At 59.1% G+C, this 13390-nt stretch carries 16 protein-coding genes and 1 tRNA gene; 5 read left to right on the plus strand and 12 right to left on the minus strand.

Annotated features, from left to right (window positions below; all coding sequences use genetic code 11):
- Positions 1 to 123: 123 nt before the first annotated feature.
- From Q0J60_RS10150 to Q0J60_RS10165, 4 genes are all read right to left on the minus strand, one after another.
- Entirely contained in the window at positions 124 to 906 is a 783-nt protein-coding gene (locus Q0J60_RS10150) for a hypothetical protein (protein ID WP_294441210.1), read from the minus strand.
- 110 nt (positions 907 to 1016) lie between these two features.
- A complete protein-coding gene (locus tag Q0J60_RS10155) occupies positions 1017 to 1655 on the minus strand; it encodes a twin-arginine translocation signal domain-containing protein (RefSeq protein ID WP_294441212.1) in 639 nt (212 codons plus the stop codon).
- 263 nt (positions 1656 to 1918) lie between these two features.
- Entirely contained in the window at positions 1919 to 2590 is a 672-nt protein-coding gene (locus Q0J60_RS10160) for a Crp/Fnr family transcriptional regulator (protein WP_294441214.1), read from the minus strand.
- Between the two features lie 231 nt (positions 2591 to 2821).
- Complete coding sequence (locus tag Q0J60_RS10165) at positions 2822 to 3280, minus strand: type II toxin-antitoxin system HicB family antitoxin (protein WP_294441216.1); 459 nt, start codon at positions 3278 to 3280, stop codon at positions 2822 to 2824.
- A gap of 536 nt (positions 3281 to 3816) precedes the next feature.
- Here Q0J60_RS10165 and Q0J60_RS10170 point away from each other — a divergent pair.
- A complete protein-coding gene (locus tag Q0J60_RS10170) occupies positions 3817 to 4344 on the plus strand; it encodes a CarD family transcriptional regulator (protein WP_294441219.1) in 528 nt (175 codons plus the stop codon).
- A gap of 372 nt (positions 4345 to 4716) precedes the next feature.
- Here the strand turns inward: Q0J60_RS10170 and Q0J60_RS10175 are convergent, their stop codons facing one another.
- A complete protein-coding gene (locus tag Q0J60_RS10175; protein ID WP_294441222.1) occupies positions 4717 to 4917 on the minus strand; it encodes a hypothetical protein in 201 nt (66 codons plus the stop codon).
- Positions 4914 to 5168: a hypothetical protein gene (locus Q0J60_RS10180; protein ID WP_294441224.1), complete on the minus strand. Its 255-nt coding sequence runs from the start codon at positions 5166 to 5168 to the stop codon at positions 4914 to 4916. Before Q0J60_RS10180 ends, Q0J60_RS10175 begins: the two co-directional genes overlap by 4 nt.
- A 138-nt stretch (positions 5169 to 5306) precedes the next feature.
- Between Q0J60_RS10180 and Q0J60_RS10185 the strand changes: the two genes are divergently transcribed.
- The gene (locus tag Q0J60_RS10185; protein ID WP_294441226.1) at positions 5307 to 5582 is read left to right on the plus strand and encodes a hypothetical protein; all 276 of its coding nucleotides are present in this window, start codon (positions 5307 to 5309) and stop codon (positions 5580 to 5582) included.
- A gap of 94 nt (positions 5583 to 5676) precedes the next feature.
- Here the strand turns inward: Q0J60_RS10185 and Q0J60_RS10190 are convergent, their stop codons facing one another.
- From Q0J60_RS10190 to Q0J60_RS10210, 5 genes are all read right to left on the minus strand, one after another.
- Entirely contained in the window at positions 5677 to 6255 is a 579-nt protein-coding gene (locus tag Q0J60_RS10190; protein WP_294441228.1) for a hypothetical protein, read from the minus strand.
- A 1-nt stretch (position 6256) separates the two neighbouring features.
- On the minus strand, positions 6257 to 6877 hold the full coding sequence (locus Q0J60_RS10195) for a hypothetical protein (RefSeq protein WP_294441230.1): 621 nt from the start codon (positions 6875 to 6877) through the stop codon (positions 6257 to 6259).
- A 199-nt stretch (positions 6878 to 7076) separates the two neighbouring features.
- On the minus strand, positions 7077 to 8171 hold the full coding sequence (locus tag Q0J60_RS10200) for a hypothetical protein (protein ID WP_294441232.1): 1095 nt from the start codon (positions 8169 to 8171) through the stop codon (positions 7077 to 7079).
- A 2-nt stretch (positions 8172 to 8173) separates the two neighbouring features.
- Positions 8174 to 8485, minus strand: coding sequence for a hypothetical protein (locus tag Q0J60_RS10205; protein ID WP_294441233.1), 312 nt, complete (start codon positions 8483 to 8485; stop codon positions 8174 to 8176).
- A gap of 21 nt (positions 8486 to 8506) precedes the next feature.
- A complete protein-coding gene (locus Q0J60_RS10210; RefSeq protein ID WP_294441235.1) occupies positions 8507 to 8722 on the minus strand; it encodes a helix-turn-helix domain-containing protein in 216 nt (71 codons plus the stop codon).
- Between the two features lie 98 nt (positions 8723 to 8820).
- On the opposite strand from Q0J60_RS10210, the gene Q0J60_RS10215 reads away from it, so the two are divergent.
- Positions 8821 to 9690, plus strand: a complete 870-nt coding sequence (locus Q0J60_RS10215) for a hypothetical protein (RefSeq protein ID WP_294441237.1) — start codon at positions 8821 to 8823, stop codon at positions 9688 to 9690.
- A gap of 152 nt (positions 9691 to 9842) precedes the next feature.
- Positions 9843 to 11072 (plus strand): site-specific integrase, encoded by a 1230-nt coding sequence (locus Q0J60_RS10220; RefSeq protein ID WP_294441241.1) that lies wholly within the window; start codon positions 9843 to 9845, stop codon positions 11070 to 11072.
- 100 nt (positions 11073 to 11172) lie between these two features.
- Here Q0J60_RS10220 and Q0J60_RS10225 read toward each other — a convergent pair.
- Positions 11173 to 11248: transfer RNA gene (locus Q0J60_RS10225), tRNA-Thr, on the minus strand.
- Positions 11249 to 11931: 683 nt separating this feature from the next.
- Here Q0J60_RS10225 and Q0J60_RS10230 point away from each other — a divergent pair.
- Complete coding sequence (locus Q0J60_RS10230; RefSeq protein ID WP_294441242.1) at positions 11932 to 13320, plus strand: sodium:proton antiporter; 1389 nt, start codon at positions 11932 to 11934, stop codon at positions 13318 to 13320.
- The last annotated feature ends 70 nt before the right edge of the window (positions 13321 to 13390 follow it).

Below are 13390 nucleotides of genomic sequence, written 5' to 3' on the forward strand. Positions count from 1 at the left end.
CCGCCATCTGCTTGAACTCGGGCGTGTACTTAGGCGACGGATGTCCCATTCTCTGCCTCCGTTTCCCCGTTTGCGACATCATGCCCAAACGGAAGTCCATGTGTCAACGGAAACGGGGTCGATTCACACGGTGCCGCGCAGCAGGTAGACGCGAGACCCGTCCTCCGCGGGCAGCCCCGCCGTGAACGCGGCCTGCCCCTTCTGGAACTCGAACGGCACGCCGTTCGTCGCGCCCCAGCCGAGCGCGTAGGCGGCGTCGACGCGGACGCCCTCCTCGCCCGCGGCCGCGACCGCCTCGAGCGCCTGGTCGGCCCTGGCCCCCTCGGACTCGGCCGCGGCCGTCAGGGAGAGCATGGGCTCGTACATCTTTATCATGGTGGCGGCCGGGTCGACGGCGTCGAGGCGCAGCGTGGCGCCCGTCGCCTCGTCGGCGAACTCGTGGCTGTAGTCGGGGGCAGCGGGCTCGGCGTCGTTATCGTCATTTGCCGTTGCTGAGCCTTCATCCTTTAGTTGAACGGTGCCATTTTGCAAGTCTTGAGCAGCTGATGAAGCATCCTTTGAATCAAAGGCAGTTTCATCAGCTTTCTCGACTTCCTCTAACTCCGTATCGGCAATAGCTTGAAATTCTTCACCAGAATCAGAAGGCTCAGTTGGCTCAGCCTCATCAGATTCTTCACCAGGATCAGAAGGCCCAGTTGGCTCAGCCTCATCAGATTCTTCAGAAAGGCTGGAAGACTCTTCCGCAGGACTCTCAAGCAATGCCTCAGCATCTGCACCCTGATTCTCAACGTTTTCAGATGCATATGCAAAACCAAATTGCATCTGAGAAAGCACCAGAGTAAAAGCCATGAAAAGTGCGAGAAACTTCCGGCTTAAGCCGCTTCTCGGATGCAATTTCGATTGCATAACACACCTTCCTTTCAAAATACAAAGAAGGCGAGCGGACATGATCGCCCGCTCGACTCGAATCATTTATCACGGTATTTTCGCCCGGGAAACACACCGGTGTTTCAGACCTATTGAGCAACCGCGCTTGAGAAGTCGATGCTAAGAGAGATATCCCACTCTTTCCAGTCCTTGATAACGAACACCGAAGCGTATTCCCTGCACCCAGTAAAGGTGAAATCAGCGACATCGGTGCTGTCTAGAGTGACAGTAATAGAGCCAATTCGTTCCTCTGGCTCGCTGCCAAACGTTTCATGATAGTCCGCCTCAACCATCTCATGAGTAACGCAATCGGTGTAATCCATACCATTGGCGCCAATGAGATTGACGTATGTCGTCCATTCGAAAGCAGGGTTCAAGATGGGAACGGTAACCGAATATGTGCCACCAGAAATAACCATAGTTGCATTCATCGAAGGAGGATTGGTCGGAAAGCCCTGGAGCTTATTCGGATCAGACGGATCAGTTAGATGTGCATCGTCGCCCGCCAATACTTGACCGTGCACTTCGTAAGGAACATACACCTTTGCTGTCAGCGCATACGTCCCATCAGCCAACTCACCAGCGGTTGCGCTCTGATCGGCAAATGCTTTTTGCAGAGGAGCGATGCTTGGCGCTGCAGCGGCAATGCCTAACGCAGCGACGCCAGCGGTAACTCCCTTGAGAAAGTTACGACGGCTCAGGGAGTTTTCCAGTCGGATATTTTCCATGGTGTTCCCTCCTATCAGGAACGAAGCCATTATTACCATTGTCCATCTTGACTGCGAGCGCACCCAAGGGCAGGGAGCGGCTGCATGCAGAGGACAGCCGCCCGAACACGGCTGTCCTCAAGATGGGACCTGGCACTTATTTACCATGTCTAACTTTTATATGATGTTGCCATAGCAACATCTTGTTAAATTAGGCTTACTTTTTTGAGAAAACTGACTTTTTGTCAAGCAGCTACAAGAAGATGCCGTCTTTTCGTTTCCTCTCAGCCCAAAAACGACGGGTCGATGACCACGATGGCATTGCCTTTAACCTCTATGATGCCCTCGTCGCGCATACGACCCAACTCGCGCGAAAGCGCGCTGCGATCGACGTTGAGATAGTGGGCCAGATCATTGCGCGAAAAAGATACCTGGGTGTCGGAGTCGGGCAGGCAGCGATTGCGCAGATACATTTTTATCCGATCGCGCGTGCGTTTCTGAGCCAGAATCTGCATCTTTCTATTGAGAAAGATGTTCTTGCGCGAAAGCATGCGCACCATATTCTCCATCAACCGCGCCGCCGAAGGGCACGTACCCGATGCCGTGCTCGCCATGAGCGCAGCGGTGTCCATCCACAGCACCGTGCATGCGTTAACCGCCCGTGCCTGGATGACGCTTGGCATGCGCGAGCAGGCAATGGCGTCGGCGAAGGGCTCGGGCGCCTGTAGGTGATTCACATTCACGGGCGACCCGGCTTCGTCATAAAATCCGATTTCTACGGTGCCATCAAGCACGATGCCCGCGAATGTTGTTGTTTCGCCAAGGCGGATGAGCAAGTCGTTTGGCTCGTACGACACGATGCGCGCATTGGTACGTTCAAGAATCTGCGCGTAATCGGCATTGTTTATGTCCTTGAACAGTATGCATGACGCGAGAACGCTCTCCCATTGCTGCATGTGCTCCCTGCTTTCCCGTTAATAGCACGACGGTTGTGCTCCTTGTTACAGCGGAATTGCCCGTAAGTTGTGCAATCGCGCGGTTTACGGCCAACGGGCATACGCAGACGCTGCGACAAGTGCGCTATGGCCTTTGTATCACACCGCGCCGTCGGGCGATGTTGTCATGGTCACATGATGTTAATTTAGGGTAACATTCGCATATGAACCGGTCAAGCGAGGCGCTCGTACCTAAGCCTCCAGCGCTTTGCGAGGTCGGCCGGGACGATGCGGCTGCTGCTTGCGTCTGCTCACGCTTTCTTGGGTGATGAAAGTGCGTCTGCCGCTTCGATAGCCGTCAAGGATGCCCGAGTCCAACATGCGAGTTATACGACCTGCGGATACGCCCAATTCACGTGCGGCAGCAGCGGCTGACATGAAGGGACCTTCCACGACGTATGTTTCATCGGTTTCGACAAAAATGACAGCACGCTCGCAGCCCTCCGGCACCTTTTCTCTCCGATAGGGGGAGATTACTTCTCCGTGATGCAGGGCGGATGCAATCCAAGTTTTCATAGCGTCCGCAATCATGAATATCGTCTCGCGATACGTTTCGCCATCCGAGAAGCAACCCGGCAATGCCGGGACGGTAGCGCTATAGCCGCCTTCCTCCTCAGGGGTCAATATTGCCTCGAATATAAATTTCGCCATATCTTCCTTTCCTAATGTCTTTTCATTATTATAAATATCAAATATTGATATTTATAAACTTTTAGCCTCCATCTGAACCGTTTTCCCAGGTGATTACGAATAAAATGGGGATTTCGTCAAATATAGGCAAAACGCGTGGTATGCTGATGTCAGTTTTCAGCACGAACCGCGATTCGGCCGGCCGCCCGGAACGACAGGCCGCCGCATCGCAACACTCACATTTTGCCCGCGACACCCACGAACCAATCAGGCAAAGCGGCCTTGCCGCCCTTTCCGACGTACGATCGAACCCGGAGGGAAGCCGCAACGAACGATGTGCTCGGAGCGCCTAGAAATGCACAGGCTCTATGCACAACGTTTGCCGGTCACGGGGGATGAGGATCGCCAGCAGGCATTGGCCTCCGGGATATCGGCTTGGCCCGCGGTTGCGCGGAACCTCGATCGTTCGGCACGTGGTCGATTCCGGCGCGACATCGACCCGGCAAACGTCAGCGGGAACAGGCAAAATGCGAGCAGCAACCAGAAGCACGACCGTTTTGCAGCAGCGTAAGAGATTGGGGTTTGGCATGTATCAGCTTGATGAGAAAGTGGTGTACGCAAACTACGGCGTGTGCATCGTGTCGCAGGTGGACGCGCCGATGACGTTCGGCGGCGTGGAGCGCTCGTACTACGTGCTCACGCCTACGCGTAAACGCGGCGGCACCGTGTATGTGCCCACCGACCACGAGGAGCTGATGCGCCCCGTCATGAGCCGCGCCGAGGCATTGAGCCTGATAAGCTCGCTCGCGTCTATGGCGATCGACGATTACAAAGACAACAACTCGCGTGCCGTGGAGGATCACTTCCGCCAGATCCTGCGCACGAACGATTGCGCTGCGGCGGCTCAGGTGGTGAAAACCATGCGCGCCCGCATCGAGGAGCAGCGAGAGAAGCGCCACACGCCCTCGAGCATGTATACGCGTCTGCTTGAGCAGGCTGAACACCAGGTGAGAAGCGAGCTTTCCGCCGCATTGGACATCCAGGAAGAGAACTTGGACGAGTTTATTGCTGAGCGAACAGCGTAGGGCATAAACGACGTTCGCCCGTATCGCGAAAGCGAAAATGACGGATGCCTTTATTAATCTGCGAACACCGTTCTTAGAACATGAAAGAAAAAGGCCAGAAGCTTGAGGGCTTCTGGCCTGCTATTTCGTGGAGCCGACGACCGGACTCGAACCGGTGACCTACGCATTACGAGCCATAAAAGCCCAGGTCAGACAGCATATTTCTAGAGTGATTTACGCTCACAGCTGCCGCGTTAATCATCGTACTTATATATATGCATCGCTCTAGAAGTTGACCCAGAGTTGACGCGTCCGGCGGCCTCCCGACATGACAAGCCCCGCGCTAGGCGGGGCTTAGGTTCGTCGATATGTGATTGTCTGCATGCGCGCTGGCTACAGCTCTCGCCAGTTCTCTATCGCATGGCCTCCGTCGTCGAGCGCCATGCTCCTGTCTATCTCTTTGAGCTCTTCCCTCACGTCGCCGGGGCAGTCGCCCAGCTCGGCAACGTAGGCGAAGGGGTACGTCGTTGAGTACGACAGCCTGCGCATCGCCTCGCCGCTGGCGGTTCCGATGTCCTCGTACGCGATCATCATAGTTGCTCTCCTGGCGGATCTATCACCAGCGCGCCGTCAGGCTCTGTGCCATTGGGCATCGCCGCCAGGGAGTATCCGCATACGCCCAGCATGGCGGCGGCGGTGTCGCATCCTATCGTTCCGCCCGTCGCGTCCGCCTGCGCGAGCAGGGAATTGACGTAGTTCCTTGATTTCCCGAGCTTGCCGCTCGCGCTCGCCTGGCTCTCGCCCGCATTCTCAAGCGCCTTGCGTATGGCGTCCTGTGCCTTCATCGTCGCCCCTTTCTTCCCGCGAATTTTACACCATAAGCGGAAATTTGCCCATTAACTATTGTGCACATTAATTATTGGGCGTACTATACAGGTGAGCCGGGGAGTCCGGGAGAAAAACCAGCAAACGGAGGTTTGAACATGGAGGAGAACTTGAAGGGGTCTGCGTATCCTGGCAGACGAATGTATGGCGCGGCGGATTTCGAGAACTTGGAGGAGGGAAGCAAAGCGGCGATAGAGAGAGCGCAGCTTGTGGCGTCGCAGGTGGCCGGGGTGTGCCTGGTGCTCTCGCTCGCGTACGAATCCATATTTAACGACGCAAAGAAACTTAACTATTTAGATCAGGTTGCTGACGCGTCGGCGATGCTGCTCGGCAGGTGCTGGGACGATCTCAACGTCGCAGCAAGCATGATGTAATGGCGCCGGGGCGGCAACCCTGCGCGAGGCTTCTGGAAAGTACCAACCGAATAACGACGGAAATAGGGCCGGGGAATCCCCGGCCCTCGCCGTCTCACGCGCTCGCGGTTCCTTCGCGCTTCCCCGATCTGGGATTGGTGCCCAATGTCTGGCGCATGCGCTTGAGGCGCTGTTTCTCGGCGTCGTATTCGCGCTTCAACGCCTCGATCTCCCACGCCTCGACGGCAACGGCCTGGAAAGCCGCCAATGCGGCCCTCTCGCGCCGCGTGGCGGCTTCCGGCATCGTCAAGGCGGGATAAGGGCGCGACTTGGCCATGGGGACGTGCCTAGCGGCCTCTCTGCGCTCGTATCCCGCCCGCTGCTCGGGCGTCATGGCCGCCAGCGCCTCCGAGCACCGTTCGCGCTCCCTGCGGATGTTCTCGCGCTTCTGGCACACGGGGCAACGCCCGTCGCGGTTCACCGACGTGCGCCATTCCATGCATTCGTCACACCACACCAGGTCAGGGCATGCAAGCCCGGTGTCGAGTCCCAGCAGGAAGGCGGCGGTGTCCACGTCTTCCGCGCTGCGCCCTATCCGCTCGGCTATGGAGTCAACCGAGCGCAGCCCGGCCCATTCCAGTACCTCGGCCAGATCATCGTACGAAAACGGGCGGGGGTTTCTCGCCTGCGCCATGCTACGCCTCGAAGAGATCCATGTTCTCGGCGATGAGGCGGCGGCGCTCCGCCGGGTCCTTCGTTCCGACGATGCGCCTTTTCACTGCGTCCTCGCGATCCTTGCGCTCCATGGCCGCCGCTGCCGCCCTCACGGCCTCTTCGTGCTCGATGGACCCCATAGCTTCCTCTGCAAGCAAGACGGCGCGCGACGCCTCCACCGCCGCCGCCCTCAGCTCCTGGCGCTTCGCCTCGCGCTTCGCCCTGACGGCATCGTTGACCGTGGCCTTGATGCGCATGTCGAGCTTCCTCTGCTCCGCCGCGTTCCTCGGCCTCCCCAGCTCTTCCAGCGCGTCGCGCCGGATTGCCTCGCGCTCCTGGGCGTCGAGCGCCACGGAGCTGAAATCAAACGTTTCGTAATCGCGCATGGCCTCATCGCGGGCGGCCTGGAGGCGCGCAAGCTCGGCGTCGGCGCGCTTGCGGTTCTCGCCCGGCTCCTTCGCCGGGGCGGCCTCTCCGAGAATTTCCTCGGGGTCGAGCCCCATGTCCTCGACCAGCGGCATGAACGCGCGTGCTATGCCCTCGTTCACCGCCTTGCGGTGCTTCTCGTGGATATCCTCCAGCGTCATGTTTTCGTTGTCCATTCCGTCGGCTCCTTTCGCCTTGCCTTCTTTCCTGAAAAGCTCCATCGGGTCGCCCCGCCATCCTACGGCGCGTGCCACCCGTATTGCCCTTAGCCTGTACGGCCTCTCGCCGCTCTTCATCCGTATCGTCGCATCGCGGCTGGCGCCTATCTCTCGGGCTAGATCGTCCCACGTCATGCCCAGCCGCTCCAGCTCCCTGCTAAGCCTTATGGCCATCGTCCGCCCCTCTAAACGCCTCGATTGTCCTCTTTATGTCGGTACTCTCGACAAGACGCGGGGTTGCGTTCCTCACGTCGAAGCCGCCCGATTCGCCCCTTCGCACCAGGAAATCCAAGCCGCACCCGGCGCAGTCGTACCAGCGAACCACGCCCGTATTGGACCGCCTTACGACGGGATGGCCGCACCTGGGGCATAGGTAATACGCTCTCCCGATACGCGCCACGTCGTTGTTGGCGTCGGCGTTTTTCAATCCCAGCTCTGCCAGAACTTCGGCGTTCGGTTTCGGCGGCTGGGGTTCGGGCTTCGTCTCGGAGGGGAGGGGGTGCGCGCCCGCGCCAGCAGGGGGCGCGGCACCCCCCTTCCCTTCTTCGTGAATGCACAATTCGTCATTCGTAGGGCCGAATTGTGCATCACTTCGTATACCTGTACAGGCTTCCGAATGCCCTTGAACATCTGGCGTGCCGATTCCTGCACGTCTGGCGTTACAGTCCGTTGCACGTCTGGCGTGTCCGCCTTCGCACGTCTCGGGTGCCGATTCCTGCACGGGTGGGGTGCCAGCCTTGGCACGTGTATTTTTATGCACGTCTGACGTGCCAAAATTTACACGTCCCGCAAACTCGCCGACGTAGTTAGCGGAAACCTCGTGCCCGTCGGATTCCAGGTCTTCGAGATGATTGTCCAGCCATACGTAATCATCCGGGATCTCTCCGCCCTCTTCCTCGAGGTACGCCGCCATTGCGTCGTTCTGTACGGGGAAGAAGATGCGGCTCGGCGTCCTGCCGTCGCGTTTGGTGGCGCACGCTATGGCCCCTTTCGCGATGAGGGACTTTCTCAGGCGCAGTGCGCGAACGCGCCCGGTTGCCAGGAATTCGGCGGCGCGCTCGTCTCCGCATATGGTGCAGTACAAGCCCGGTCTCCCTTTGACCTGGCGGCGCTCGCTGGCGTAGATCAGATACAGGGCGCATTGCATGCCTGACAGACCCAGCTCGGCCAGCCTGGCGGCCTCGGCGCGTGACAGCTTGCAGTAAGGCGCTGGAGTGTCTCCCTGGGGCCTCTTTCCTTCGCTCTCGGCCATGATCAGCGCCCCAGCGAATCGACCGAGGCGCGGCGGCGCGTGAGCCACTTCTTCACGCACGGGCGTTCGCGCTCCAGGATGCGGGCGAGAGCCGCCGCTATGTTGTGGTTCACGCCGGACTTCGCGCCGTGTGCGTCCACGAAATCGACCTTGCGCATCTGTTCGATGAGCCATTGCATCGAGAACTTTCGTTCGGCCGCCGCCTCGCGCTCGGCGAGGCGCACCATGTACGCCCAGGCGTCGCTGTTTTCGCGCGTCCATTCCTCGGCCTGGGCCATGAGCAGTTCGGGCGCGCGGTCTTTTTCGTTCTTCATCGTCTCGCTTTCCTCTTCCTTCTATCGGCGCCCGCCCATGTCGAGCAGGCGCGACTTGGGCACGAACCAGCGCCGCCCGATCTTGAAGCCCGGCAGCTCGCCGCGCTCCAGGCAACGGCGCACGGTCTGGGCAGAGAGGCCCGTCAGCGTGCACACGTCGGCAACGGTGAGCAGGTCGCCGTATTCCCTGGCATCCGAATCTCGTTTTGGATGCTGGCCCAATGCGATAACTGGCATTTGCTTACCTCCTTCTATATTGACTTGCGGTTATCTGCGAACTATTATGCTTAACGTTACGTCATCAGAAAAGAAAATTTTTAGGGGGACATATGAGATTGAACGAGACGGTGAAGAAGGCTTTGCGGGATTCCGGGACGAACTTCGCGGGCAATTTGCCAGAGCCGCGGCCGGGATGCGGCGTGGCATCTGTTGCGGCAGTATCGCCGTCGTGGGCGGTCGGCCCCGTCGAGGAATTCGACGGTGGCTTCCTGCTGCGCCCGCGCGAAGCCCGCGCAAGCCTCCCCGTCGAGTTCTGGAACCATGAGCTATTAGAGACGGACGAAAAAGACGCATCGTCGCTGATCGCGTTCATGAGGAACTGGGGCGTTCCGTACCTGCCTGTAAGGGAATGCATGATGTTTGCATCCGATCGCCAGAAAGAGGCGGTAGCGAAGACCGAAAAACACCGTCTTTCGTTTACCCCGGCTCCAAAGCGTGGGAAAACGAACGGCGACGGCATCCATATCGAAAGCGGAACGAGCGGCACAATCTTCTATGTGTCCGCTGACGAAGCGGAACAGTCCGTTCTATGGCTAAAGCTGGCCGTTCTGAACCTCGTTTATGGCGCGAATGGGGCGCCCGATCATAAGGCGGCGGAAATTATAAGCCGCGCAGCCTGCCCCAGCCGGGTGCTTCGGATTGGGCGATACTCCGATTCCCTCCTTGTGGACGCCTGCGGGACTGGCCTTGCAAGCTGCGGGCTGCTGACTGCCGCCATCTGTTCGCAGTTGATCGAGTCGTTCGCGGACGATGCGGAATGGAGGATATGCGCCTGCGAGGGGTGCGGGCGGGTGTTCAAGCGCAAGCGCCCTGACGATGGGGCGACGCGTCCGCATGGCGATTCGAAATATTGCTGCACCGTCTGCAAGGACAGGCAGACGAAGCGCAACCAGCGCGCGGCGGCGAGGAACCGTATAAAGCACTAGCCAAATCCGCCCCATCTGGGCGTTTGGGATATAACGCGGCAAATCTGCGAGCAAGTCTTAGGAGGTGAAAGAGAATGTCATACGGAGACGGCAGCATAACCGAGCTGAAGAAGTACGGCGCGAGCTTTTCCCCGAAGAAATGGCGCGTTCGCGTGTACGCGGGCGAAGACCCGGCCACAGGCAAGAAGCGATGGGCCTCGAAGACCGTTCGCGGCACGAAGGCGGACGCCCGCAAGGCGCGCGACGAACTCAAGCGCGAGCTTGAGAGCGGCCTCAAGGTGGACGCGAGAAACGTCACGTTCGGCGAGTTCGCCCGAGAGTGGCACGAACGGCGCGTTACGTCCGGCGAGATTGGCGAGCGGAACGCCCTTGATACGGTTTATGCGGTGAAGCGGCTCGTTTCCCTCATGGGGAATATGAGGCTTCGCGACGTTGACGTGCAGACGGTCGAAAGGGTTCTCGACATCATTAGGAACGGCGAAGACAGAGGCGGGCGCGCCATTGGGAACACCGCCGTTCGCAGGTACTATGTAATCCTCAAGCAAGTGATGCAGAGGGCCGTTGACTGCGACTTGGTGATGCGCAACCCCTGCGCGAGGGTGAAGCCGCCGCGGCTCGACCCTGTAGAGCGCCGTTCGCTATCGCACGATGAAGCCGCTGCGCTCATCCGCGCCGTTGACGAATCGGAGCGCAAAGAGCTTGCGAAAATGGGAGCCGTGGAGGCACGCGCCGAAGAGGCGGGGCGCTGCGGCGTCTCCCGGGTCGCTGGCCTGGGAACGCTCGGCAGGCTCCAGGCGGTCAGAATCGGCCTCGCAACGGGGCTTAGGCTCGGCGAGGCGTGCGCCCTCACGTGGGGTGACGTAGATTTGGCCGCATGCCTCGTGCATGTCGGGCGCAGCATAACCACATGCGGCACGATCAAGGAGCCGAAGAGCCGCGCGGGCGTTCGCAGCGTCTCCATTGACGGCGAGACCGCTCGCAAGCTGCACGCCTGGCGACGCGTCCAGGCCGAAAAGCTGGGGCGCATGGGCGTTTCAGCCGGAGACGATACGCCCGTATGCTGTTCGGAGGTCGGAGGGTACTTGAGCCTCGCGAACTTCGAAAGGTGGTGGCGCGCATGGCGCTTAGAAAACGGGTTCCCGACCCTGAAGTTCCATGAGCTTAGGCACACGCAGGCGACGCAGCTTCTCGCCGCCGGGGTGGACGTCAAGACGGTGCAAACCAGGCTGGGGCATTCCAGCGCATCGCTCACGCTCGACCTCTACGCCCATGCGGTGCCGGAGAACGACCGAGCGGCGGCGGACCTGATAGGCGAGCTTTTCGCCGCGAAGAAGCCGGAGGCACCCGAAAACAGCGGCTTCAGGCTCGTGAAAACGGCCTGATTACGCGCGAAGTTGACCCAGAGTTGACCAAAGAAGCATTCGAACGTTGAGAAAAGAAGAGGCCACCGAACGAAAAACGCCCGATGGCCTGGTGCTTTCGTGGAGCCGACGACCGGACTCGAACCGGTGACCTACGCATTACGAGTGCGTTGCTCTACCAACTGAGCCACGTCGGCGCACTGCGTTCATAAAAACGCGAGGACATACTATAAACGAGAATCAAACTTTGCGCAAGCCCAGTTAGCTTGTAGGATGCTCTATTTCTACAATCTCCGGCAAGTGCTGCCCGAAACGACGGGGATAGAGCATTGTTCGCGCACCAAGGAGGGGCATGCGCAAAAGCAGCGATGCGCGAGCTGGGATTTCTCTGCATGGCCCAGTCCACCACCGCTGCAAACGAGCCGAATAAAGCTCTATTCTTCATTTCCTGGGCACCACATGCCAGAAAATCGAGGAATAGAGCATTCCGAGAAGGCCATCGGCTTTCCCAAAGACGGAGTCGTTTAGCTTCCCAAAAGTACGGCAGTCGAATTATGCCAAGGCAAACCGCTAGCTTCTCTGAGGATGAGACTACTGACCTACCACTTAGCAAAAAGCCGGAAAACTTCCAAGCTGCAGCAAGCAGGAGCCCGCAAGGCCAATACCCCACTTTGACGAAACGCCATATATAGGCAGACGTTTTCCCAGCTCGAAACAAGGTTGTAACATTCGTTCGCGGAAATGCGCTCGCTCTAGCACACCGACGTACTATACTTTGTAAATTCGGTGTCATATACGCACGCTATTGCATATACGCACGTTATTGCGCGAAACCGCATCGCGCACAGTACGGCCGCCCTCGAGTTGAAACGAATGCATTATGGAAATCGGAACCACTCTTCCCATTTGGAGCATCATCCCCTTCGTGGGCATGCTGCTATCCATCGCAATCTTTCCCATCGTCAAAGGCGAATGGTGGGAGTCACACCAGCTGCACGTGGCCGCGTTCTGGTCGCTGCTGTTTTTGGTGCCCTTCGCCATTGCTTACGGCGTGGGCGAAGCGACCTATGAGCTCGCCGAAGTGGTGATTGTGGACTACATCCCCTTTGTAGTGCTGTTGTTTGGCCTGTACGTGGCCGCAGGCGGCATCCATATCGCGGGCAGCATTGCAGGCACCACGCGCAACAACATGGTCATGCTGGGCATCGGCATGGTTCTTGCAAGCTTCATCGGCACCACGGGCGCGGCCATGACGCTGATTCGCCCGGTGCTGCGCGCCAACGCCTGGCGCAAACACAAAGCGCACATCGTGGTGTTCTTCATCTTCATGGTGGCCAATATCGGCGGCTGCCTGACCCCGCTGGGGGATCCGCCGCTGTTCTTGGGCTATTTGCGCGGCGTGCCGTTCTTCTGGCCCGCTGAGCACCTGTGGCCGCTGTGGCTGTTCAATGCCGTGGTGCTGCTCATCGTGTTCGCATTGATCGACCGCCATTACATCAAGAAAGAAGGCAAGGAGGGCGCTGAGGCCCTGCGCCTCATGGACGCCGCCGACGAGCGCACGCCCATCCGCATCGAGGGCAAGCGCAACATTGCTTGCATCGCGTTGATCATCGTGGCCGTCATCCTCAACGGCGCCATCCCGCAATCCGGCCTGTTCACCGACGCCTCCACGGGCCTCACCTACGGTTTCTATGTGTTCGGCGACATCCACATTGGCCTGGAGTACATCGTGCAGGTGGGCTTGATTCTGGTTGCCGCCGCCATCTCTATGAAAATCACGCCTAAGCCGTATCGCGAGTCCAACAACTTCGAGTGGGGCGCAATCGCCGAAGTGGCGCGCCTGTTCATAGGCATCTTCATAACGATGATCCCCGCTCTGGCCCTGCTGCGCGCCAACGGTGCCGCCCTGGGCATCGATCAGCCGTGGGAGTTCTTCTGGGCCACCGGCGCGCTTTCCAGCTTCTTGGACAACTCGCCCACTTACCTGGTGTTTATGACCACGGCGGGCTCAATTGGAGCGGAAGCCGGCATGGCAGCTATCCAGACTTCGGTGGGCACGATTGCCATCGAGTCGCTCATTGCGGTTTCGGCCGGCGCCGTATTCATGGGCGCGAACACCTACATCGGCAACGCCCCCAACTTCATGGTGAAATCCATCGCCGAGCGCGCGAAAGTGAAGATGCCCACGTTCTTCGGATACATGGGCTGGTCGTGCGCCATCCTGATTCCGCTGTTCATCGTGGATACGGTGGTGTTCTTCATCCTGTAAGCAAAAGCGGCGTCGACGGCGCGCAAGCCTCGTACCGACGCACATATCGCGCCTCTCGCCTTTGCCCGCC

Source organism: uncultured Slackia sp., from assembly GCF_944321625.1.
Lineage (GTDB): Bacteria > Actinomycetota > Coriobacteriia > Coriobacteriales > Eggerthellaceae > Slackia.